Origin of the sequence: Streptomyces sp. NPDC091272 (assembly GCF_044757485.1) — a bacterium.
Classification (GTDB): Bacteria; Actinomycetota; Actinomycetes; order Streptomycetales; family Streptomycetaceae; genus Streptomyces.
Window position 1 is genome coordinate 82,320 of sequence record NZ_JBIVVC010000014.1, and the last position, 20,084, is coordinate 102,403.

The 20,084-nt window shown below is 72.4% G+C and carries 12 protein-coding genes; 8 read left to right on the plus strand and 4 right to left on the minus strand.

Going from position 1 to position 20,084, the window contains the following annotated elements; translation table 11 throughout:
• Positions 1–118: 118 nt before the first annotated feature.
• The 3 genes from ACIQM4_RS30190 to ACIQM4_RS30200 all read right to left on the minus strand — a co-directional run bounded on the left by ACIQM4_RS30190 (position 119) and on the right by ACIQM4_RS30200 (position 4,037).
• Positions 119–2,398 carry an ATP-binding protein gene (locus ACIQM4_RS30190; protein WP_401598126.1) on the minus strand — a complete coding sequence of 760 codons (2,280 nt, stop codon included), beginning with the start codon at positions 2,396–2,398 and terminating at the stop codon, positions 119–121.
• Positions 2,399–2,577: 179 nt separating this feature from the next.
• Positions 2,578–3,252, minus strand: a complete 675-nt coding sequence (locus ACIQM4_RS30195; protein WP_401598127.1) for a DUF4255 domain-containing protein — start codon at positions 3,250–3,252, stop codon at positions 2,578–2,580.
• Between the two features lie 134 nt (positions 3,253–3,386).
• Positions 3,387–4,037, minus strand: a complete 651-nt coding sequence (locus ACIQM4_RS30200; RefSeq protein WP_401598129.1) for a LuxR C-terminal-related transcriptional regulator — start codon at positions 4,035–4,037, stop codon at positions 3,387–3,389.
• Between the two features lie 374 nt (positions 4,038–4,411).
• Here ACIQM4_RS30200 and ACIQM4_RS30205 point away from each other — a divergent pair, with 374 nt between their 5' ends.
• Both ACIQM4_RS30205 and ACIQM4_RS30210 read left to right on the plus strand, forming a co-directional pair.
• A complete protein-coding gene (locus tag ACIQM4_RS30205; protein WP_401598131.1) occupies positions 4,412–7,417 on the plus strand; it encodes an AAA family ATPase in 3,006 nt (1,001 codons plus the stop codon).
• Between the two features lie 337 nt (positions 7,418–7,754).
• Positions 7,755–8,984 (plus strand): M23 family metallopeptidase, encoded by a 1,230-nt coding sequence (locus ACIQM4_RS30210; RefSeq protein ID WP_401598133.1) that lies wholly within the window; start codon positions 7,755–7,757, stop codon positions 8,982–8,984.
• Positions 8,985–9,062: 78 nt separating this feature from the next.
• Here the strand turns inward: ACIQM4_RS30210 and ACIQM4_RS30215 are convergent, their stop codons facing one another.
• On the minus strand, positions 9,063–10,382 hold the full coding sequence (locus ACIQM4_RS30215) for an ROK family protein (protein WP_401598134.1): 1,320 nt from the start codon (positions 10,380–10,382) through the stop codon (positions 9,063–9,065).
• 186 nt (positions 10,383–10,568) lie between these two features.
• Here ACIQM4_RS30215 and ACIQM4_RS30220 point away from each other — a divergent pair, with 186 nt between their 5' ends.
• From ACIQM4_RS30220 to ACIQM4_RS30245, 6 genes are all read left to right on the plus strand, one after another.
• Positions 10,569–11,882, plus strand: coding sequence for an ABC transporter substrate-binding protein (locus tag ACIQM4_RS30220; protein WP_401598135.1), 1,314 nt, complete (start codon positions 10,569–10,571; stop codon positions 11,880–11,882).
• A gap of 13 nt (positions 11,883–11,895) precedes the next feature.
• Complete coding sequence (locus ACIQM4_RS30225) at positions 11,896–12,894, plus strand: carbohydrate ABC transporter permease (protein WP_401598136.1); 999 nt, start codon at positions 11,896–11,898, stop codon at positions 12,892–12,894.
• 28 nt (positions 12,895–12,922) lie between these two features.
• Positions 12,923–13,762, plus strand: a complete 840-nt coding sequence (locus ACIQM4_RS30230; protein WP_401598280.1) for a carbohydrate ABC transporter permease — start codon at positions 12,923–12,925, stop codon at positions 13,760–13,762.
• A 123-nt stretch (positions 13,763–13,885) separates the two neighbouring features.
• Positions 13,886–15,250 carry a GH1 family beta-glucosidase gene (locus ACIQM4_RS30235; RefSeq protein WP_401598138.1) on the plus strand — a complete coding sequence of 455 codons (1,365 nt, stop codon included), beginning with the start codon at positions 13,886–13,888 and terminating at the stop codon, positions 15,248–15,250.
• A gap of 149 nt (positions 15,251–15,399) precedes the next feature.
• Entirely contained in the window at positions 15,400–17,601 is a 2,202-nt protein-coding gene (locus ACIQM4_RS30240; protein WP_401598140.1) for a discoidin domain-containing protein, read from the plus strand.
• Between the two features lie 247 nt (positions 17,602–17,848).
• Complete coding sequence (locus ACIQM4_RS30245; protein WP_401598142.1) at positions 17,849–20,038, plus strand: discoidin domain-containing protein; 2,190 nt, start codon at positions 17,849–17,851, stop codon at positions 20,036–20,038.
• The last annotated feature ends 46 nt before the right edge of the window (positions 20,039–20,084 follow it).

The following is a 20,084-nucleotide window of genomic DNA, read 5'->3' on the forward strand; positions in this document are numbered from 1 at the left end:
AGTTCACGCGAGGTTCGGGGCGGTAGGGACGGGTGTCCCTGCCGCCCCGAACCTCTCTCCTCCACCGCTCGGGCCGCCGGGGCCGGGGCACCCCAAGTCCCGGGCGCCCCGGCCCACTTCACCAGCCGACGTCCTCCATGACGAGCCGGCCGGCCTTGCGGTACTCCCGCCGGGCGCCCTTCACCAGGTCGTGCGTGTTCACCGGGCCGCCGCGCGCGGCAGCCGCGTAGGCGGCGGTCACCACCGCGCTGCGGATGGAACCGCCCGCCAGTTCGTAGTCGCGGGCGCAGCCGGAGGGGTCGAGGTCGTCCGCGCACGGCACATGGGTCAGGCTGTGCCGCCACAGGGCGAGCCGTTGGTCCTCCTGCGGGAAGGGGAAGTCCACCACCAGGTCCAGACGCCGGGTGAACGCGTCGTCGATGTTGGCGCGCAGGTTGGTGGTGAGCACGGCGACACCGTTGAACGCCTCCAGGCGTTGCAGCAGGTAGGCGCTCTCCAGGTTGGCGTACCTGTCGTGGGAGCTCTTGACCTCCGAGCGCTTGCCGAACACGGCGTCGGCCTCGTCGAAGAGCAGTACGGCGTCGGTGCGGTCGGCCTCCGTGAAGATCCGCTCCAGGTTCTTCTCCGTCTCGCCGACGTACTTGTCGACGACCGAGGAGAGCTGGACGACGTACAGGTCGAGCCCCAGGTCAGCGGCGAGCACCTCGGCGGCGAGGGTCTTGCCGGTCCCCGACTCCCCGGCGAACAGCGCCAGTACGCCGCGCCCGCGCCCGCCGCCCGCGCTGAGCCGCCAGCTTCCGAGCACCCGCTCGCGGTGCCGCGAGCGGACGGCGAGTTCGCGCAGATGCGCGAGCGACGCGGCCGGCAGGACCAGGTCCTGCCAGCCGACGTCCGGCACGATCCGCCGCGCGTGCCGCTCCAGGCCGGACGCGGAGTGCTGCCGGGCGGCCAGCCGTACGTGGTCGGCGGTCAGGTCTGTCCCGTCGAAGGCCGCCAGGTCCAGGGCGGACCGGGCGGCCCTGCGCACCCGGTCACCGCGCATCCGGTACGGGGCGACGGTGGTGGCCAGGTCGAAGCCGGGGCCGGAACCGGAACCGGAACCGGAACCGGGCACTGTGCCCGCGCCGTCGCGCGGCCCCTCGGTTCCGGCGAGCCCCAGCGCGGTCGCCCACTGGTCGAGGGCGCTCGCGCGCGGGGCGGGCGCCTCCAGGATCACCGGGGCGGCCTCCGCGCACCACCCCGGGTCGTACGGTACGGATCCGGCGAGGACGACCGGAACGTCGGACGCGGCGGCCAACTCCGCGACGAGCGGCGCGGGTTCGGCGGGCAGCGGGGACACCACGACGGCGCAACCGCGCAGCCGGGCCTCCAGCAGCAGCTCCCGCACCGGCGGCGGGGGCGTGGCGGCCCCGGCGTCCGTGCGCGCGCCCGCGTCGGCCGAGCCGTCGGCGGCGCGTGGCCGGCTCGCCCCCGTGGCGGTGACGGGGCTGAAGTGCAGTGCGGGCCGGCCGCCCGCGGCAAGCGCCGCGCCAGCGCAGGCCAGTGCGTCGCCCTCGTGACGCTCGCGCAGGTAGACCAAGGGCGGCCTGGCCCTCCCCAGGAGGGCGGCGAGGCGCAGGGTGAGGGCGTCGTCCTCCGCGGGGTGCAGGGGGTGGAGGTGCTGGGCCAGTACGGGGTCCGGGGTCTCGCTGCCCAGCAGGTGGGCGAGCAGCCGGTCGGGAACGCGCAGTACGCGGCCGAGGAAGGGCGCGTCCGGGTCCTCGACGCGCACCAGGCCGAGCCGGACGAGGGGCGCGGCCGGGTGGAACCGCTCCCGGGCCCCGGCGTCGCCCACGGAGAGTCCGCACACGTCGAGCACCAGCCCGACGGTCGCGCGCCGCCGGCCGACGTCGTCGTTGAGGTAGCCGTAGAGCGTCTCGAAACCACGGTCGAGGTCGGGTGCGAGGGCAAGCAGCAGGATCGCGGTGTCGACCTGGGTCAGCCCGGTACGCGCGGCAAGGGAACCGAGTCGGTCGTCCTGCGACAGCCCGGTACTGGCGGCGGCAAGGGAACCGAGTCGGTCGTCCTGCGACAGCCCGGTACTGGCGGCGGCGAGGGAACCGAGCCGATCGTCAGCCGTGTCCCCCCTCTCGCCGCCAGGGCCCTCGTGCTCGACGGGAAAGTCGTGCGCCGCACGTACGTTGTGCGCCGACGGTCCCGTGCGCAGGAGGCGGCGCACGGTGTCCTCGGACACGTACAGGCCGCGCAGCGGGTCGTCGGCGGTGGGGTCCCCGGCGGCGCGGTCCTCGACCAGGGCGGCGATCCGTTCGCGCAGGCGGGCGAGCCTGGTGAGCAGCGCCGCCGAGGCGTCACCGGTGGTGGGCACAGGACCGCCCGCGGGGTCCCCCGTCCCGCGCACGTCGGTCGAATCGTGCCCAGGTCCGGACGCCCCCCGGCCGGCCCCCGCCCCACGCGCGCCGCCTCCCCGGCCGGTCGGTCGGTCGGCCTCGGAGCTGCTCCCTCGGGCGTTCGGCGGACGCTCGGTGGACGTGCGTGACATGGCCGACGGGCCCGTCGTCTCTCCCGTGTGCGGGGCCATCACTTCTCCGTGTGCGGGGTGTTCGCGGCGCGGTGGGCCTCGCGGGCTGCCGCGAGGTGGTGCGGGCGGTGGGAACGCCCGCCGGTCAGCGGTGGGTCGTCGTTCGTCCCGCGGACCCGTACCGTCGCGCCTTCCGTGACCGGCGGGCCCGCGTCGTACTCCGGGAACGCCGGGAAGGGCACGGTGACCACCACGTCGAGCGAGGGCTTGAGTTCGCCGCCGAAGGCCGACCAGATCTCGGCGAAGGACCTCGCCTCGGACTGCGCGCTCGCCACGGTGAGCGGCATCGCGAGCCCCAGCTCCCGCAGCGCGGGCGGCAGTTGGTCGGCCGACAGCAGCTCGTGCGGGAGTAGCGTCGCCAACACGGCGGACAGCAGCCTGTGTTCGTCCTGCGGCGCCCTCGTCCAGGCGCTCACCAGGTACGAGAGCCGGAACCAGCGCGGCGGCGTGCGCCGGCGCACCACGACTTCACGGCTGTCGCGCACCGGCATCTGGCCGCGCTGACGACGGCTCAGATCCTCCCTGATGTCGTACAGGTGGACATTGATCGCCGGTCCTGTCCTGCGCGCCGCCCACTCCCGGTTCGGGGTCTCGAAGGACACGTCGATCCCCGCCCCGGTCAGTGCGCCGCCGCTCAGGAGTCCCTTGAGGACCTCGTCCACTTCGTGGATCACCGTCGTGCTCTCTTCCACTCGCTGCCGGCGGCGGGCCGGTGGGCACACCAGGCCGCTCAAGACGACACCGGGCCTGATAAGTTGCCTGTTCAGTCAGATATTGGCGCCCACGAAAGGCAATGCCGTCTTTTCGGTCAGATGTAGCCCTGCCGCAGGGCGTACGCCACCGCGTGCGCACGGTTGCGCAGGTGCAGCCGAGTAGTCAGACCGTGCATGACGTTCTTGACGGTGCGCTCGGAGTAGGACAGCTTTCCGGCTATCTCCCCCGTGTCGAACCCGTCGGCCACCAGCCGCAGGACATCGGCCTCGCGCGGAGCGAGACCGAGCACCGGCCCCGTCGTGCCGGTGATACCCCTGTGCAGCGTGCCCACTTGGCTGATCAGCCGGCCGAGCAGGTCGGCGGGCAGGTCGCCGTCGCCCCGCGCGGCGACGCGCAGTGCCTGCAACAGACGGTGCCCGGTGGCCTCGCGGCGCCAGACGACGGCGCTGACGCCGCCCTCGATGACGTCCAGCAGGTCGCTCTCGCGGATCGCGCCCACCACGAGGACGGCGCGCGCACCCTCGCTGCGCACCACGCGGCGCAACCGTGCGAAGGCGTCCTCGTCGAGCCCGTCCTCGATCAGCAGAGCCACCGTGCCGGGTCCCGGCTCGTCCCGCAGCTCGATCTCCGGCTGGCGGCGCAGCTGGCTCACGGCGCCCTCACGGGTGAGGGGGTCGGGGGCCGTCACCGTCACGGATATTCGTTCCCGTGCGTCGCGTGCGAGCGTCCCGGATGCCTGGCTCAACCGGCTCCCCCATGTGTGCGGTTCACCTTCCGGCGCAGGCCGGAGGGCTTGTTGGTCGTGGTCGTCCCCATCCTGACCAGGTGGGCCCGGCGGGCGCAATCGTGGAGAACCACGAGCACGACCACGAGGCAAGGGGCGCCCCCACCCTGTACCCCATCACGAAGCGTCCGCCACGACCAGCGTCCGTACGGGCCGATCCGGTTGCCCCGCAGGACCGGCGCGGCCGGGCCCCCGCGCCGGGGAGCCGGTGCCCCCCGGGACCCGGCCCTCCGTGTCCCGCAGGACCTGGGGCGTTGCCCCGCGGTACCGGCCCCTCGTGGTCGCCGCACCGTGGCCGCGGCGGTTCGCGGGCCGAAGAACAGCAGGAGGATGCCATGACCGGACCGCTGCGGGAGCGTACGGACGCTCTGGCGATGCTCGCCGCCGAGACCGGGCGGACCAAGAGCGGCCGGGGCCGTCTCGTCCTGCTCCGCGGAGCCACCGGCACCGGCCGGACGGCCCTGTTGGAGGCGGCGGCGCAGTACGCGGCCGGCCAGGGCCTGCGGGTGCTGCGGGCCCGCTGCTCGCCGGACGGCACCAGCGGACCGCTGGCCACGGTCCGACGGCTGCTGGCGAGCGGGACCGGTCGCCCGCGAGAGGCCCATCGCCCGCCCGCGGCCCAAATCCCCTCCCCGCACGGGGACTCGGCCGGCGTCCTCACCTGCGACCAGGCATCCGGCCCCGGTCGGGCCGTGCGCCCGGACGCCCAGCTGCTCTGGGAGGAGTTGTGCGGGTACGCGGCGGACGGGCCGCTGTTGCTGGCGGTCGACGACGCCCACCTCGCCGACGACGAGTCGCGGGCCTGGCTCGCCGAGACCGCCCGGCGCATCGACGACTTACCGGTACTCGTCGTGGCCACCGAGCGCAGCCAGTTCGACGTCGAACAGCGGCCCGCGGGGCTCGCCCATGCCCTGCCGCCCGACCTGCTGCGCACCCACAGCCTCGCCCCGCTCAGCGACGCGGCGGCCACGGCCCTGGTGCGCGACGCCCGGCCGGACGCCGACGAGCAGTGGACCGCGTCCGTCGTAAGGGCGGGTGCGCGCAATCCCCTGCTGCTGCACGCCCTGTTGGAGGACCTGGCGGACGTTCCGCCGTCCGCCGTGCCCGAGTCGTGCGCCGCGCTCTACCCCGGCACCTTCCGGGCGGCGGTCTCCTGGTGGCTGGAGAGCGCGGGACCGGACACGGCACGCGTGGCCAGGACGCTCGCCACGCTGGAGCGCGCCCCGGACGGGCCGCAGGACCCCGCGCGGCCCGACGCCCGACCGCAGGACCCCACCCGGCCCGACGCCTGGCCGCAGGACCCCACACGACCCGACGCCCGACCGCAGGACCCCACACGACCCGACGCCCTGCCGCAGGACCCCTCGCGGCCCGACCCCCTGGGCCCCGACGCCGAGCCGCCCCGCGCCCGGGAGCCCAGCGCGCCCGGTCCCGAAGTGCTGGCCGGGGCCGCTCGGGCCGACGCGTCCAGGACGTCCGGGTGGCTGGCCGCGATGACGGGGCTCGGGCTGCTGGTGGGCGCCGGGCCCGGCCGCCCGGCCCGCTACCCCCACCCGCTGCTGCGGGACGCGGTCCTCAGCGGCTGGCCCGTCGCCCGTCGGCAGGAGGCACACCGCGCGGCGGCCGAGACGATGCTGCAACGGGGCGAGAGCGCCGAGCCGGTGGCCCGGCAACTGCTCCACGTCGACCCCGCCGGAGCCCCCTGGGTGCCCACGGTCCTGCGTGATGCCGCGACGGCCGCCCTGGGTGGCGGCAGGGCCGACGACGCGGTGCGCTACCTGCGCCGGGCCCTGCGGGAGCCGTTGCCCGACGGGCACAGGCAGCGCGTGCTGACGGAGCTCGGCTCCCTCGAGTACGCCACCGCGGCCGCCGCCGACGGCGTGCCGCACCTCGCGGAGGCGCTGCACCTGCCGGTCGCCCCGCAGGAGCGCGCGCACACCGCGATCGCGCTCGGCACCGCTCTCTTCGGACGCGGCGAGAGCGGGGCCGGTGCGGAGGTGCTGCGCAGCGTCGCCGGTCAGCTGGCCGGCCACCCGGAGCCGGCCCGTGCGGCCCGCGCCGCGTACGTCCTGCTCTCCGACCGGAATCTGACGATGCGCCGGGAGGCGTACGAGTGGCTGGCCGACACGGCGGAGCACAGCCCGGAAACGGTGGGCGCGGCCGGCCGGGCGCTGCTGCTGCGCCACGCCGCCACGGCGGGCGCCTGCTCGGCGCGCCAGGCCACCCGGCGGATCCGGGCGCTGCTCGCCGAGCCGGCCGATCCGCTGTCCGAGCCGTTCCTGTTCGGTACGGTCGCGGCGGTCGCCCAGTGGGCGGACGAACTGGACGAGGCGGACCGCCTCGTGGACCGCGGCCTGGTGGGCCTGCGCCCCTCCCTGCTGCACCCCACGCACCACGCGCTGCACAACACCCGGATCGACATCGCGGCCGCCCGCGGCTCGTACGGCAGGCTGCTCGCCGTCTCCCGGACCCGTCCCGCCGCGCTGCGCGGGCGGGGCCCCGCCAACATCGACGCGCACGCCCTCGTCGCCCTCGTGGAGACCGGCCGTACGCAGGAGGCACAGCACTTCGCCGAGAGCTTCGACCTGGGCGGGGCCGCCGACTCCTGGGAGCTGAACCGCTTCCTGTACGCGCGCGGGCTGCACCGGGCCGCGCGGGGGGAGCACTCCGCGGCGCTGCACGACTTCCTGGAGTGCGGCCGGCGGCAGTCCACCCGTGGCGTGGTCAGCCCTGTGGTCACTCCGTGGCGGACGGCGGCTGCCGAGTGCCAGCTCCGGCTGGGCGCGCGCCACCACGCCGTCGCCCTGGCGGAGGAGGAGCTGCGGCTGGCCGGGGTGTGGCGCACCCCGCGCACGACGGGGCGGGCGCTGCGGGTGCTGGGGCTGGCGGTCGGCGGGGCGCGGGGGCGGGAGTTGCTCGGGGAGGCGGTGGACGTGCTGCGCGGTTCACCGGCCCACACCGAACTGGTGGAGGCGCTGCTGGCGCGGGGGCGCGAGCTGGTGGCCGCCGGCGGGGCCGCGGAGGGCGACACACTGCTGCGGGAGGCGGCCGCGCGGGCGGGGCGGCTCGGTGCCGTACGGCTGCGGCTGCGCGCCGAGCGGGCGCTGGAGTCCGCGGGTTACCGCCCCGCGACGCGTTCCGGCGCGCTCACCCCGGGAGAGGAGCGGGTCGCGCGGCTGGCCGCGGACGGTCGTACCAACGCGGAGATAGCCGGGCTGCTGCGGGTTGCGCTGCGCACCGTCGAGACCCACCTGACGCACACGTACCGCAAGTTGGGCATACGGCGCAGGACGGGGCTGGGGAAGGCGCTGGACGCCCTGGACGCGCAGGTACGGGAGTGACGGCGGACGCCGGGCGCCCGGGGCCCACGGCCGCGGGGTCCACGGCCGCGCGGTACCCACCGCCGCGCAGGGCCCACGGCCGCGTGCGAACCTCGGACCGTACAGGGGCCTCGGACCGTACGGGGCCCACGGCCGCGCGCGAACCTCGGGCCGCGCGGGCAGGAGAGCCCAGGTCTCCCGTACGGAAAGGGCTGCCCGAACGGCCCCCCGCCCCTGCCTCCCCGCACCCTGACGCCGGGCCCGGACGCCGGTAACGTCCGGCGGACCGGCCCGCGTCCGCGTGCCCACGCGCCCCCCGCTCTCCGCCACACCTCGCGCCCAGGAAGTGCTCCGACCGGTGAACCACCCGTCCCCCGCCCAGCACGAGGCCGACCGGCACGGGGCCGACCCGCACGGGACCGACCCGCACGGGACCGACCGGCACGGGCCGGACCCCGGCGCGACGGCCCAGGAAGAGGCCGGCCCGCACGCCGCGACCGACCACCCGCACGAGGTGGCCGCCCCGCACGACGTCGCCGCGGCCCCCCGGCGGCGCCGCGGCCCCGGGCCCTTCACGCTGCTGGTGCTGCCGGGGCTGACCGTCCTGATCGGCTGCGCGGTCTTCCTGACCGTGACGGGGCGGCTGCCGGGCACCGGTTCCGACGGGCCGGCGGGCCAGGACGAGCGGCCCCCGACGGCGGCGGAGCGGGTGGACAGGTCCTATGTGCCCTGGCTGAAGGAGGCGGCGAAGAAGTGCGCCGCGGTCCGGCCCTCGGTGCTCGCCGCGCAGATCGAGGCGCGCTCCGGCTGGAACACCGACTCCGCCGCACTGTCAGGCGCCACCGGCATCGCGGGCTTCGGCGCCGCGCAGTGGCGCGTGTGGGGCGGGGACGCGGACGGCAACGGCCGGTCGTCGCCCCTGGACGCGGCGGACGCGATCATGGCTCTCGGCCGGCAGGACTGCGCGCTCGCCGCGGAGATGGCCGAACTCCGCACCCGGGGAACGGTCACCGGCGAGCTCCTCGACCTCACCCTCGCCGCGTACACGGCGGGACGCGGCAGCGTGGAGACCGCGGGACGGGTTCCGGCGAAGGCAGCTCCCTACGTCAAGGAGATCGGCCGACTCGCCTCCGGTTACGCCGAGTTCGACGCGTCGGACCTCTCGCCGGGTTCGCAAGCCCCACCGCCGAGCATGCTCCGGCGGCCGGTGGGGACGACGGTGGTCAGTTCGCCGTACGGCACCCGCGCCCATCCGCTGACCGGGGTGACGAAGCTGCACACCGGGGTCGACTTCGCCGCGGGACGTGGCGCGCCGGTGACCGCGGCGTGGCAGGGGACGGTCGTCTTCGCGAGCCTGACCAAGGCGTACGGCAACCGGGTCGTGGTCGACCACGGCTCCGTCGGCGGCAAGCACCTGCAGACCACGTACAGCCATCTCTCCGTCCTGCGGGTCGCGCGGGGCGAGTCGGTGACCGTCGGCACGGTGCTCGGGGACGTCGGTTCCACCGGTCTGTCCACCGGCCCGCACCTCCACTTCGAGGTGGTGCTCGACGGCTACTACACCGATCCCTTGCCGTGGCTGGGCTGAGCGGGTTCCGGCGGCCGGGCCCGGCGGCCACGCGGCCCGGAGGGTCGTACCCGGCCGCAGCACTCCGGACCGGCCGCCTCAGTGGGCCGTCCGCTCCTGGAGCGTCCGCTGCCAGGCCGGGGCCGGCTCCTCGGGTTCGACCCTGGCCGGGTGGCCGCCACGGGCGAAGAAGTCGGCCAGCGGCAGGATCGCCGCGCCGACGGTCACCGCGTCCGGGCCCAGCGTGCCGAGGCTGACGGTGACCAGGCTCGCCGGGTAGCTCAGGGCGTACGACGTGGCGTGGGCCCGCACCAGGTCCAGGAAGCGGGCACCGAGCTGGAGACCCGCCCAGCCGCCGACCAGGATGCGTTCGGGCTGGAAGAGGTTGATCAGGTCGGAGAATCCGGCGCCCAGGTACTCGGCGGTCTCCTCCAGGACGGCGAGGGCGGTGGCGTCCGACTCCGCGGCCGTGCCGTCCTCGTGCGGCGGCGGGTAGGCGGCGGCGAGCATCGCGGTGAGCGCGGTCTCCTCGTCGGCGCCCGCCGGGGGCCGCCCGCCCGCCTCGGCCCAGCGGTCCAGGAGCGCCTCGGCCCCCGCGTACGCCTCCAGGCAGCCCTGCGCCCCGCACCGGCAGCGGCGGCCCTTGACCCGCACGGTCAGATGGCCCCACTCCACGGCGCGTCCCGGATTCACGTCGTCGCTGACGACGCACGCGCCGACACCCGAGCCGAAGAGGACCACCACCGCGTCCCTGGCGCCGCGTCCGGCGCCGAACCACATCTCGGCCTGGCCGAGGGTCTTCGCGCCGTTGTCGATGTAGTACGGGACGCTGCCCGGCAGTTGGACCGATTCGCGGAGCAGCCGCTCCAGCGGCACCGCGTCCCAGCCGACGGTCTGGCCGTGCACGACGGCCCCGTCCTCGGGGGTCCTGGCGACGATGCCGGGAACACCGACCCCCACGCCCAGGAGGCGTTCGGGTTCGATGCCCGCCTGGGCCAGGACCTCGGTGATGCCGTCGCGGAGGTGGGCGACGACCACGTTGACGTCGTAGCGGTCGGTGCGCCGGGGGCCGGTGTTGCCCAAGGGGCGTTCCACGCGGGCGAGTTCGGACAGGGCGAGGTCGAACAGCTCGACCCGGATACGTGTCTCACCGATGTCGACGCCGATCATGTAGCCGCTGTCCGGCGCGATCCGCAGCAGGATGCGGGGGCGGCCGCCTGCCGAGTCCACGCTGCCCGCCTCCTCCACCAGGCCGTCGGCGACGAGTTCGGTCACCACGTTGCTCACCGAGCCGGAGCTCAGCCCGGTCGCCGGCCCCAGGGAGTACCGGCTCAACGGGCCGTCGAAATACAACCGTTGCAGAACCGCGGTCCGGTTTTCCCGCCGCAGGTCACGCACAGTCCGTCCGCCGCTCGCCATCGTCTGCCCACCATCTTCTCGAAACCTGACCGCAACATACCTCTGCCGAAGCCCTTGACGCGACATTCGCTTGAGGTTTAACTCACACCATAAATTAAGCCATGGGGCACTTCAGGAGTTGAACGAGTACCGGTCAACTTCGGTTCCCCAACGGCGACTTCAGCCTCATCGAAAGGCCCTGGAGCCATGCCCAGAATCAGAGCCGCAGCCGTCGGTGCCGTCACGCTCTCCCTCGTCCTCTCCGCGGCAGCCTGCGGAGGCGGCTCGACCGGTGGCGGGTCCAACGACCAGCCCAAGACCCTCACGTACTGGGCTTCCAACCAGGGCGCCAGCATCGAGGTGGACAAGAAGGTCCTCCAGCCCGAGCTCGACAAGTTCGAGAAGCAGACCGGCATCAAGGTCAAGCTGGAGGTCGTCCCCTGGGCCGACCTCCTCAACCGCATCCTGACCGCGACGACCTCGGGGCAGGGCCCGGACGTCCTCAACATAGGCAACACCTGGAGCGCCTCGCTCCAGTCCAGCGGCGCCCTGCTCGACTGGGACGACGCCAACTTCGCCAAGATCGGCGGCAAGGACCGCTACGTCGAGTCCGCCCTCGGCTCCACGGGCGTGGCGGGCAAGCCGCCGGCCGCCGTGCCGCTGTACTCGATGGCGTACGCGCTCTACTACAACAAGAAGCTGTTCAAGGAAGCGGGCATCACCAAGCCCCCGACCACCTGGGACGAGCTGATCGCGACCGGCAAGAAGCTCACCAAGAACGGCAGGTCGGCGATCGGTGTGGAGGGGTCGAACCTCTCCAACAACATCCACCAGGTCTTCGTCCTCGGCAAGCAGCACGGTGCGGACTTCTTCACCCCCGACGGCAAGGCCGACTTCACCTCCGAGGGCGCGGTCGCGGCCGTCAAGCAGTACATCGACCTGATGGCCGCCCACAAGATCGTGGCGCCGGGCAACGCCGAGTACGCGCAGAACCAGTCACTGAGCGACTTCGCCAAGGACAAGACGGCGATGGTGCTCTGGCAGACCGCGTCCGCCACCTTCAAGGCGCAGGGCATGGCAGACGACGCGTGGGGCGTGGTGCCGGCACCCGTCGTCTCCGGCGCCCCCGGCCAGGGCAAGAACACCAACTCCATGGTCGCCGGCATCAACATGGCGGTGTTCAAGAACACCAAGAACTCCGACGGCGCCATGAAGTTCGTCAAGTTCATGGGCAGCGACACCGAGCAGAAGATCCTCAACAAGGCCTACGGCTCCATCCCGCCGGTCAAGACCGCGCAGGAGGACCCCGCGTTCAACGGCCCCGCCACCAAGGCGCTCCGCGAGACCCTCGCCACCAGCGCCGCCGCCCTGCCGCAGGTCCCCGAGGAGTCGCAGTTCGAGACGGTCGTGGGCACCGCGGTCAAGGAGCTGTTCGCGGACGCGGCGGCCGGCCGTCCGGTGACGACCGCGTCGGTCAAGGCGAAGCTCGAAAAGGCCCAGCAGCAGATGCCCAAGAAGTGAGCCCGGATCTCCCATGACCACCATCGCCGCACCCGAAGCGGGTGAGCGGACGGCAGCCAAGGACCGTCCCGGAGCGCCGGCGCCACGCGCGCCGCGCTTCGGGCGGCTCCGCCGCATCGGACTGCCCTACCTGCTGCTGCTTCCCGCCCTGCTGCTCGAACTCCTGGTCCACCTGGTGCCGATGGTCATCGGCATCGTGGTCAGCTTCAAGGAGCTCACCCAGTTCTACATCCGTGACTGGAGCACCGCCCCCTGGGCCGGGCTCGACAACTACGGCATCTCGGTCGACTTCAGCGCGCCGGTGGGTGAGGCGCTGCTCAAGTCCTTCTTCACCACCTGTCTGTTCACCCTCTTCTCGGTCGCTCTGTGCTGGCTGCTCGGGGTGAGCGCCGCGGTCTTCCTGCAGGAGAACTTCCGGGGCCGCGGTCTGCTGCGCACGATCTTCCTGGTGCCGTACGCACTGCCGGTCTACGCGGCAGTCATCACCTGGGCGTTCATGTTCCAGCGGGACAACGGCCTGATCAACCACGTGCTGCACGACCAGCTCGGGCTCACCGACAGTCCGCCGTTCTGGCTGATCGGCGACAACGCCTTCATCACCCTGCTCGTCGTGTCGGTGTGGAAGGGCTGGCCGTTCGCCTTCCTGATCGTGATGGCCGGGCTGCAGAACATCCCGCGCGACCTGTACGAGGCCGCCGCACTGGACGGCGCCGGGATCTGGCAGCAGATCCGGAAGATCACCCTGCCGTCGCTGCGGCCGGTCAACCAGGTGCTGGTGCTGGTGCTGTTCCTGTGGACCTTCAACGACTTCAACACACCATTCGTGCTGTTCGGGAAAGCCGCACCGGAGTCCGCGGACCTGATCTCACTGCACATCTACCAGTCCTCGTTCCAGACCTGGAACTTCGGTACGGGCTCCGCCATGTCGGTCCTGCTGCTGCTGTTCCTGCTGGTCGTGACCGGGGTCTATCTGACGATCACCTCCCGAGGAAGGCAGGCAGGCGATGCCTGAGCTCGCGAAGCGCGCCCCCCGCTCCCCCATGGCGGCCCCGGCCTCCTTCCTCTGGAGCCGCAGGATCTTCCTCACCCTGCTCACGGTGTTCGTCCTGCTGCCGGTGTTCGTGATGGTCTCCAGCTCGCTGAAGCCGCTGGCCGACGTGTCGGGGAAGTTCCAGTGGATCCCCTCGGGGCTCACCATCCGCCCCTACCTCGACATCTGGAAGACCGTCCCGCTCGCCGACTACTTCCTGAACTCGCTGATCGTGGCCGGCACGGCGACCGTCTGCTCGGTGATCATCGCCGTGTTCGCGGCGTACGCGGTGAGCAGGTACTCCTTCCGGGGCAAGCGCGCCTTCACTGTCACGGTGCTGTCCACGCAGATGTTCCCCGGCATCCTCTTCCTGCTCCCGCTGTTCCTCATCTACGTCAACATCGGCAACGCCACCGGCATCGCGCTCTTCGGGTCCCGGATCGGGCTGATCATCACGTATCTGACCTTCTCGCTGCCGTTCTCGATCTGGATGCTCATCGGGTACTTCGACTCGGTGCCCCGGGACCTGGACGAGGCGGCCAAGGTCGACGGCTGCGGTCCGCTCGGCGCACTGGTGCGGGTCATCGTGCCCGCCGCGCTCCCCGGCATCGTCGCCGTCGCGGTGTACGCGTTCATGACCGCCTGGGGCGAGGTGCTCTTCGCCTCGGTGATGACCAACGACACCACCCGCACCCTCGCGGTCGGGCTCCAGGGCTACGCCACCCAGAACGACGTCTACTGGAACCAGGTCATGGCCGCCTCCCTCGTGGTGAGCGTGCCCGTGGTCGCCGGGTTCCTGCTGCTCCAGCGCTATCTGGTGGCGGGCCTCACCGCGGGCGCCGTCAAGTGACCCGCCGCACGGACCGGCCGCGCCCCGCGGCCCGGCCGCCCGCCGTGCGCGGCACCGCTCCCCGCACACCAGCCACTTCTTGCTTCTTGTCTTGCTTCGTGCCGAACCACCGAGAGGTTCCCCGTGTCCGAATCGCTTGATCTCGCCGCCTTCCCGAAGGGGTTCTCCTGGGGAACGGCCACCGCTGCCTACCAGATCGAGGGCGCCGTCGCCGAGGACGGCCGCTCCCCTTCCATCTGGGACACCTTCAGCCGCACCCCCGGCAAGATCGACGGCGGCGACACCGGTGACGTGGCCTGCGACCACTACCACCGGTGGCGCGAGGACATCGAGCTGATGAAGCAGCTGGGCACCGACACCTACCGGATGTCGGTGGCCTGGCCCCGGGTGGTGCCGGGCGGTGACGGCCCCGTCAACGCCGCGGGCCTCGACTTCTACGACCGGCTGGTCGACGGCCTGCTGGAGGCCGGGATCACCCCCTCGGTCACCCTGTACCACTGGGACCTGCCGCAGATCCTCCAGGAGCGCGGCGGCTGGACGGTCCGCGAGACCGCCGAACACCTGGCCTCGTACGCGAGTGTGGTCGCCGAGCGGCTCGGGGACCGGGTGGGCCAGTGGGCCACCCTCAACGAACCGCTGTGCTCGGCCTGGATCGGGCACCTGGAGGGCCGGATGGCTCCCGGGCTCACCGACCTCACCGCGGCGGTCCGCGCCTCGTACCACCTGCTGCTCGGCCACGGGCTCACCGCCCGGGCGATCCGTGCCGCCGTCCCCGGCGCCCGGGTCGGCCTGGTCACCAACCACTCCACCGTCGAGCCGGCCAGCAGCCGCGCCGAGGACATCGACGCCGCCCGCCGCATGGACGGCCACATCAACCGCTGGTGGCTCGACCCGGTGTACGGCCGCGGCTTCCCCGCCGACATGCGCGACCACTACGGCGTCGAACTCCCGGAGCGCGAGGGCGACCTGGACATCATCGCCACCCCGCTGGACTGGCACGGACTGAACTACTACTTCCCCGCCACGGTCACCGACGACCCCACCGGTCCGGTCCCGAGGGCCCGCGAGGTCCGGCTGCCCGACGTGCCCCGCACCGGCATGGACTGGCAGATCGACGCGGGCGGGCTGGAGACGCTGCTGATGCGGCTCACCGACGACTACGGGGTGCGCGAGCTGTACGTCACCGAGAACGGCTCGGCCTTCCCCGACACGGTGCGCCCCGACGGCACCGTCGCCGACCCGGAGCGCACCCGCTACCTGGAGCAGCACCTGGCCGCCTGCGCCCGTGCGCTGCGCAAGGGAGCCCCGCTGGCCGGCTACTACGCGTGGTCGCTGCTGGACAACTTCGAGTGGGCCTACGGGTACGACAAGCGCTTCGGCCTGGTCCACGTCGACTACGCGACCCAGCAGCGCACCGTCAAGGCCAGCGGCCACCGCTACGCGGACATCGTCCGCGCCCACAGGCGGACGGCGTCCGAGCCGTCCTGAACCACCCCGCCCCCCGCCGGCCCCCGCCGGCGCCGGGAGAACACCGCATGTCGCTCCACCACTGCTCCACATGGCAAGGACCGGCCCGCACCTCCCCGCGGGCCGGCGAGCACTCTCCCGTTTCCCTTCCGTGAACAAGGAGATCCTGCATGCCCGCAGTCGGCACCCCCCTCGCCAGACCCCCGCACCGTCCGCCTCGCACCACCCTGCGGCGCACGCTGGCGGGCGTCCTCACCGGCGCCATGACCGCCGTCCTGCTCGCCCTCGCGCCCTCCCCCGAGGCGGAGGCCGCCCCCACCCTGCTCTCCCAGGGCAAGCCGGTGACCGCCTCCAGCCAGGAGCACGTCGGCACCCCCGCCGCCGACGCGGTCGACGGCAACAACGGCACCCGCTGGTCGAGCGCCGCCTCCGACCCCCAGTGGCTCCGGGTCGACCTCGGGACCGCGGCCCCGCTCAGCCAGGTCGTCCTGCGCTGGGAGGCCGCGTACGCGAAGTCGTACCGCATCGAGCTGTCGGCCAACGGCACCGACTGGACGACGGCCTACTCGACCACCACAGGAGCGGGCGGCACCGAGACGCTCAACATCTCGGGCACCGCGCGCTACGTCCGGATGCTCGGACTCACCCGGGCCACCGGATACGGCTACTCGCTCTACGAGTTCCAGGTCTTCGGCGGCGAGGGCGGCACCGGTCCCACGCTGCCGGGCGGCGGCGACCTCGGCCCCAACGTGCACGTCATGGACCCCTCCACGCCCGGCATCCAGGCCAAGCTGGACCAGGTGTTCAAGGAGCAGGAGTCCGCGCAGTTCGGCACCGGGCGGCACGCCTTCCTCTTCAAGCCCGGCACGTACAACGGCCTCAACGCGCAGATCGGCTTCTACACCCAGATCGCCGGCCTCGGTCTGAAGCCGGACGACACCACGTTCAACGGTGACGTCACCGTCGACGCGGGCTGGTTCAACGGCAACGCCACACAGAACTTCTGGCGCTCCGCCGAGAACCTCGCGCTGAACCCGGTGAGCGGCACCAACCGCTGGGCGGTCTCGCAGGCCGCGTCCTTCCGTCGGATGCACGTCAAGGGCGGTCTCAACCTGGCGCCCAACGGCTACGGCTGGGCCAGCGGCGGCTACATCGCCGACTCGAAGGTCGACGGCCAGGTCGGCAACTACTCGCAGCAGCAGTGGTACACCCGCGACAGCTCGATCGGCGGCTGGTCCAACTCCGTGTGGAACCAGGTGTTCTCGGGCACCGAGGGCGCTCCCGCCACCGGCTTCCCCGAGCCCAGGTACACCACGCTGAACAACACGCCGATCTCCCGTGAGAAGCCCTTCCTCTACCTGGACGGCAACGAGTACAAGGTCTTCGCCCCCGCGAAGCGCACCAACGCCCGCGGCACCACATGGGCCAACGGCACCCCGGCCGGCACCTCCGTACCGCTGAGCCAGTTCTACGTCGTCAAGCCGGGCACGTCGGCCGCCACCATGAACGCCGCGGTGGCGCAGGGCCTGCACCTGCTGTTCACCCCGGGCATCTACCACGTGGACCGCCCGATCGAGATCAACCGCGCCAACACCATCGTGCTGGGCCTCGGCCTGGCCACGATCATCCCGGACAACGGCGTCACCGCGATGAAGGTCGCCGACGTCGACGGGGTGCGCCTGGCCGGCTTCCTGATCGACGCGGGCCCGGTCAACTCCCCGACCCTGCTGGAGGTCGGCCCGCAGGGCTCGGCCACCGACCACGCGGCGAACCCCACCACCGTCCAGGACGTCTACATCCGGATCGGTGGCGCGGGCCCCGGCAAGGCGACCACCAGCATGGTGGTCAACAGCGACGACGCGATCATCGACCACACCTGGATCTGGCGCGCGGACCACGGCGCCGGTGTCGGCTGGGAGACCAACCGGGCCGACTACGGGCTGCGGGTCAACGGTGACGACGTGCTGGCCACCGGTCTCTTCGTGGAGCACTTCAACAAGTACGACGTCGAGTGGTACGGCGAGCGCGGCCGGACGATCTTCTACCAGAACGAGAAGGCCTACGACGCGCCGAACCAGGCCGCCATCCAGAACGGCGCCACCAAGGGCTACGCCTCCTACCGCGTCGACGACTCGGTGAACACCCACGAGGGCTGGGGTCTGGGCAGCTACTGCAACTACAACGTGGACCCGAACATCCGCCAGGACCACGGGTTCAAGGTGCCGGTGAAGCCGGGGGTGAAGTTCCACAGCCTCCTCGTGGTCTCGCTCGGCGGTATGGGCCACTACAACCACGTCATCAACGACACCGGGGCGTCCACCGTCCCGTCCGGCACCTCGACGGTTCCCTCGACCGTCACGTCCTTCCCCTAGCCGGACCTCCCCACCGGCCCTCTGCCCGTCCGCACCTGACGCGGCAGAGGGGTGATCACCCCCTCCGGGGGCCGGGCGCCGCCACCATCCGCGCGCCCCGCCCCCGGAGGGCCACCCGCACCGTCCGACACCCGGTCCTCCGGACCCCGGCCCCCGGACCTCCAAGATTGGCATGATCATGTCATCTTGACGTCGTCCGGCACGGCCCGTCTCCCGCGAGTCCCGGCCCCCCTCATCTGGAGCGGTCATGACACGTCCACCCCTCCCTCCCTCCCCCGTCCTCGCGCCACCCCGCGTCCGCGGCCCGGTCGCGCTGATCGCCCTCGGCGCCCTGCTCGCCTCCGGCCTCACCCTCGCCGCCGCCCCCTCGGCCGACGCGGCCGACACCCTGCTCTCCCAGGGGAAGGCGGCCACCGCGTCCTCCCAGGAGGGTGACGGGCTCGCCGCGTCCGCCGCCGTCGACGGGAATCTCACCGGTACCCGGTGGGCCAGCAAGTGGACCGACGCCGAGTGGATCCAGGTCGACCTCGGCGCCACCCGCAACCTCAGCCGGGTGGTGCTCAGCTGGGAATCCGCGTACGGCAAGGCGTACACCCTGCAGGCCTCCGACGACGGCACCAACTGGCGGACCCTGAAGGCGGTCACCGGTGGTGACGGCGGTACCGACGACATCGCGGTCTCCGGCACGGGCCGGTACGTGCGGATGCAGGGCAACGCCCGCGCCGGTGGCTACGGCTACTCGCTGTGGGAGTTCCAGGTCTTCGGCAGTACGGGTGGCACGGTGGACCCGCCGCCGGGCGGTGCGGTCAAGGTCGCCGGCTCGCAGGGCAACTGGCAGCTGACCGTCGGGGGGCAGCCGTACACGGTCAAGGGCCTGACCTGGGGTCCGTCGGTGGCGGATGCCCCGAAGTACCTGCCGGATGTGAAGTCGATGGGTGTGAACACGATCCGCACCTGGGGCACCGACGGCTCCACCAAGCCACTCCTCGACACCGCGGCAGCGCAGGGTTTGCGGGTCGTGAACGGTTTCTGGCTCCAGCCTGGTGGCGGCCCCGGCTCGGGTGGCTGTGTCAACTACGTCACCGACGCCACGTACAAGACGAATTCGCTGAACGAGTTCGCGAAGTGGGTGGACGCCTACAAGAGTCACCCGGCCACCTTGATGTGGAACGTCGGTAACGAGTCGGTCCTGGGTCTGCAGAACTGTTACAGCGGTGCGGAGATGGAGGCCCAGCGCAACGCCTACACGAGCTTCGTCAACGATGTCGCGAAGAAGATCCATTCCATCGATCCGGACCACCCGGTGACCTCGACGGACGCGTGGACGGGTGCGTGGCCGTACTACAAGCGCAACGCCCCGGATCTGGACCTGTACTCGATGAACTCCTACGGCGATGTGTGCGGGGTGCGCCAGGACTGGATCGACGGCGGGTACAGCAAGCCGTACATCATCACCGAGGGTGGTCCGGCGGGTGAGTGGGAGGTGCCCGACGACGCGAACGGTGTCCCGGACGAGCCGACCGACGTGCAGAAGGCGGACGGCTACGCCAAGGCCTGGAACTGCATCACCGGTCATCAGGGGGTGGCGCTGGGTGCGACCTTGTTCCACTACGGTCTGGAGCACGACTTCGGCGGGGTGTGGTTCAACCTGGTGCCCGACGGGCTGAAGCGGCTGTCGTACTACGCGGTGAAGAAGGCGTACACAGGTTCCACGGCGGGCAACAACACCCCGCCGGTGATCACGAACATGACGGTTACCCCGGCCTCCGCGGCGCCGGCGGGGCGGGAGTTCACGGTCCGCGCCGACATCCGCGACCCCGACGGGGACCCCGTCACCCCGAAGATCTTCCTGAGCGGGAACTACGCCAGCGGTGACAAGCGGCTGGTCGACGCGCAGTGGCGCGCCACCGGCAACAACACCTTCGCCGTCACCGCCCCGGAGAAGCTCGGGGTGTGGAAGGTGTACATCCAGGCCGAGGACGGCAAGGGCAACGCGGGCATCGAGACCAAGTCGGTGAAGGTCGTCGCCCCGCCGGTGTCCGGCACCAACGTGGCACTCAACAAGCCCACCACCGCGTCCTCCGCGCAGGGCTCCTACGGTGACTGCCCCTGCACCCCGGCCATGGCGGTCGACGGCAAGCAGGAGACCCGCTGGGCCAGCGACTGGTCCGACCCGCAGTGGATCCGCACCGACCTCGGCGCGATGACCCCGCTGCGTACCCTTCAGCTGGTCTGGGACCCGGCGTTCGCCAAGGCGTACGAGGTGCAGGTCTCCAACGACGGCACCACCTGGCGCACGGTGCACTCCACCACCACGGGCAACGGCGACATCGACACCATCACCCTCAACGAGACCGCCCGCCACGTGCGGCTCAACCTGACCCAGCGCGGCACCGGCTGGGGCTACTCCCTGCACGAATTCGGCATCTACAGCTGACCACCGGCCCCGGGCAGGAGCCGCCTGCCCGGGGCCGGAGTGCGGT

Bases quoted from the DNA above. Each gene is read 5' to 3' on its own strand.
- ACIQM4_RS30205 (WP_401598131.1), top strand. From the start codon at position 4,412: ATGACCGGACCGCTGCGGGAGCGTACGGACGCTCTGGCGATGCTCGCC.
- ACIQM4_RS30215 (WP_401598134.1), bottom strand. From the start codon at position 10,382: ATGGCGAGCGGCGGACGGACTGTGCGTGACCTGCGGCGGGAAAACCGG.
- ACIQM4_RS30220 (WP_401598135.1), top strand. From the start codon at position 10,569: ATGCCCAGAATCAGAGCCGCAGCCGTCGGTGCCGTCACGCTCTCCCTC.
- ACIQM4_RS30225 (WP_401598136.1), top strand. From the start codon at position 11,896: ATGACCACCATCGCCGCACCCGAAGCGGGTGAGCGGACGGCAGCCAAG.
- ACIQM4_RS30230 (WP_401598280.1), top strand. From the start codon at position 12,923: ATGGCGGCCCCGGCCTCCTTCCTCTGGAGCCGCAGGATCTTCCTCACC.
- ACIQM4_RS30240 (WP_401598140.1), top strand. From the start codon at position 15,400: ATGCCCGCAGTCGGCACCCCCCTCGCCAGACCCCCGCACCGTCCGCCT.
- ACIQM4_RS30245 (WP_401598142.1), top strand. From the start codon at position 17,849: ATGACACGTCCACCCCTCCCTCCCTCCCCCGTCCTCGCGCCACCCCGC.